At 36.8% G+C, this 2,527-nt stretch carries 5 protein-coding genes; 1 reads left to right on the top strand and 4 read right to left on the bottom strand.

The genetic code is table 11. From position 1 onward, the window contains the following. Positions 1–192: 192 nt before the first annotated feature. Positions 193–585, top strand: a complete 393-nt coding sequence (locus IM509_RS02290) for a PIN domain-containing protein (protein WP_287716320.1) — start codon at positions 193–195, stop codon at positions 583–585. Positions 586–595: 10 nt separating this feature from the next. On the opposite strand, the gene IM509_RS02295 is transcribed toward IM509_RS02290, so the two are convergent. The 4 genes from IM509_RS02295 to IM509_RS02310 all read right to left on the bottom strand — a co-directional run bounded on the left by IM509_RS02295 (position 596) and on the right by IM509_RS02310 (position 2,339). Then, the gene (locus IM509_RS02295; protein WP_185237040.1) at positions 596–973 is read right to left on the bottom strand and encodes a hypothetical protein; all 378 of its coding nucleotides are present in this window, start codon (positions 971–973) and stop codon (positions 596–598) included. Between the two features lie 372 nt (positions 974–1,345). After that, positions 1,346–1,492: an anacyclamide/piricyclamide family prenylated cyclic peptide gene (locus tag IM509_RS02300; RefSeq protein WP_004161264.1), complete on the bottom strand. Its 147-nt coding sequence runs from the start codon at positions 1,490–1,492 to the stop codon at positions 1,346–1,348. A 200-nt stretch (positions 1,493–1,692) separates the two neighbouring features. Beyond that, on the bottom strand, positions 1,693–1,983 hold the full coding sequence (locus IM509_RS02305; RefSeq protein WP_185237041.1) for a DUF4926 domain-containing protein: 291 nt from the start codon (positions 1,981–1,983) through the stop codon (positions 1,693–1,695). An 8-nt stretch (positions 1,984–1,991) separates the two neighbouring features. Beyond that, positions 1,992–2,339 (bottom strand): DUF6883 domain-containing protein, encoded by a 348-nt coding sequence (locus IM509_RS02310; RefSeq protein WP_002757997.1) that lies wholly within the window; start codon positions 2,337–2,339, stop codon positions 1,992–1,994. Positions 2,340–2,527: the final 188 nt, after the last annotated feature.

Genomic DNA, 2,527 nt, shown 5'->3' on the forward strand with positions numbered 1-2,527 from the left:
GGAATAAACTTGGGAGAAGATTCTGTTCTCGGTTTTCATCTTGTAGGGATTCTTGCTTTTTCCCTATCTACCCAGATATTTTTCTTTTTGGCAACCCTTGTCTTGTCAGGTTTTGACCCACTTGTGTCCGTCAGTCAGGTGCTTTGCTTCTAATTATGGCTCTTAAACTATATTATTGTCCTTGAGTAAAAAATGCAAGTTGTAGCCGTGCAAAGTATAGGTTGGGAAGCCCCAAACGATAATCCTGTGGGGGTAATAATTTCTGAAGAACTTATTAACCAAATTACCAGAGTTGCCAAACGTTTAAAAAATAAAGATTGGAGTGGAGAAATAATTGGAAGGATTTGGCAAAACTTTAAGTTTTTTTATGTCCCGATTGATGATTTTGAGTTAGCTGAAATGGAGGCTTTGGGAGTAATTCCTCGTGAAGATGTAGGAGTCTATTTAACGGCAAAAGTCGGTCAATCTCAATGTTTTATATCTGCTAATCATAAGTTAATTAAGGTTTTGGTTCAACAAACAGGTGAATTTGAATGTTTAACGCCTTCTGAATTTGTGAATAAGTATCTAAATTCTTTAAAATAAAAAAATAAGGCTATTTTAATCCTCGTTTAACCGCTTCAGCTAACGCCATTGATTTTCTTAATTGTCCCATTTGATAAATTGAGATTAAAACTAATAATTCATAACCTTCAGCTTCCGTTAATCCCGTATTTTTTCCCTTAGCTTGTAGTTCTCCCAAACGTTGATTTTGAACTGCATCCATTTTTAAATTAGCCAACTCAATGACTTCGGAGTCTAAAAGATGGGAAACTTTGGTCTGATTGCCAATTATTGAGAGATTATTAAAGGTAGGCAAAATGATTTCTAAGGTATCAATTAAAACTTCCGATAATTCTCGCGCTGTAGCCTTTCCTAAACATTGGGCTGATTCAAGTAAACTGACTGGTAAATTAATAGTAATTTGAGTCATTTGTGATGTATGAATAAGTAAATCTTACTTTAATCATAGCTCATCTAATTCTGTCAAAGGTACAAACCCAAGGAGAAGAAGACCGCTACCCGATAACCTTGGGGGAGTAAGCTATTGGCAGGGGTTCATCTCCCTGAATCTAAATCTTCTAGCACTCGTGAACCAAGGAAAAGGGAGACAACAGAAGAGCAAAAACCTGTACTCCCCCGCTCCCTCTCTCCCCTGCTCAAGAAGCTTCTCCCCGGGTTCCAGGTATCCGAAAGCCCTGAATTAACTAGGGTTATACGTCAATTCCTTGAGGCAAACCGTGCGCCTTGGCAAGGAGAAAAAGACTTTTGACATTTTTTGAGGTTCGTGCTAGAATCAGGGGGATTACTCTGCGTCGTCTCCCGCAAAAGGAGCCACACGCCCCAAGTCCAACAATAGGGGAGCGATCGCATTACCATCACGAGAGACGGTAGCGGTATTTTCCCGTTGGACAGGAGCAGCATTGCGGGGTGTCAGTTTTTTGGTTTCCATGGGGTAAGTCCGACCTAATTGTTCTTTTCAGTCGTACTACCTTTTTTCTGCTGAGTCAATAGTTTTATTCTGAGTTTTTATCTATATTTGTTATAGTTTTTTATCTATGTTTAATGTCATTACAGTTTTTCTGTTTAAATTTCCCGAAGAAAAAAACCACCAGATGCAAATACTGGGGTAGTAAACTTTGCCCGACTTCATCACTTTCTATGTTCTAAAACTTTAGCAAAATCTCTTACTTCTCTTAATAAATTAGGGGGTAAAGCATTGATGATTTCTAAAACTTCGCCAATGATTAATTCTTGTTCTAGTTGAATATCAGCTTTTGCTAAAGTTAATAAAGCCAAAGTTTCCCCTTCATCATTGATAAACTCTACCTCATAAGCTTGTTGATCATCATAACAATGAACAACCGCTCCTTGAGTTCCCTTTTTTAAACCATGTTCTTGAATGTCATGGGTTAAATTAATTACATCTAGCTCTTTGATCATAATTCTGGTTAGCCTTTATTTTTTAAAAATGGTCGAGCAGTAACAAACCTTGGCGTATCTTTGCCTAAATCAATAATCCAGACTGTAAGAAGAGTAACTGATTTATTTTTAGGAGTATTGATTGTTCCTATTATTACATATTTAGTACCATGCTCTGTAGTAATTACCTCAGTAACATCTTGATTTCTTACTATTTTTGACAATTCTTGTTCTAAAAATGTTACATTTTCTTCATTAAAACCGAGTTCACGAAAAAACTTGGCTTTTGATTTACCAACAGGGTGATTTTCTGAAAGTAAATAATCAATGAGTTTTTCAGGCTGAATAAAAGCATTTTCTCGATTAGTTAATGACAATTACTCTCAATCCTTAAAATATTTACAGTTTCCAGATTAGCAGTCTTTACAGGGTAATCGCGCGTTGACCGAGCCCTTGAATTCCGAGAAGTTAGTCTAAATTTTGGCGTTTGTTCCGATTCTATCCGAGTAATTTTCCGAAATTTAGGGGGTTTCTAATCCTCGAAAACCGATGAACTCAGAAGGAA

Origin of the sequence: Microcystis sp. M31BS1 (assembly GCF_020245285.1) — a bacterium.
GTDB lineage: Bacteria > Cyanobacteriota > Cyanobacteriia > Cyanobacteriales > Microcystaceae > Microcystis > Microcystis panniformis.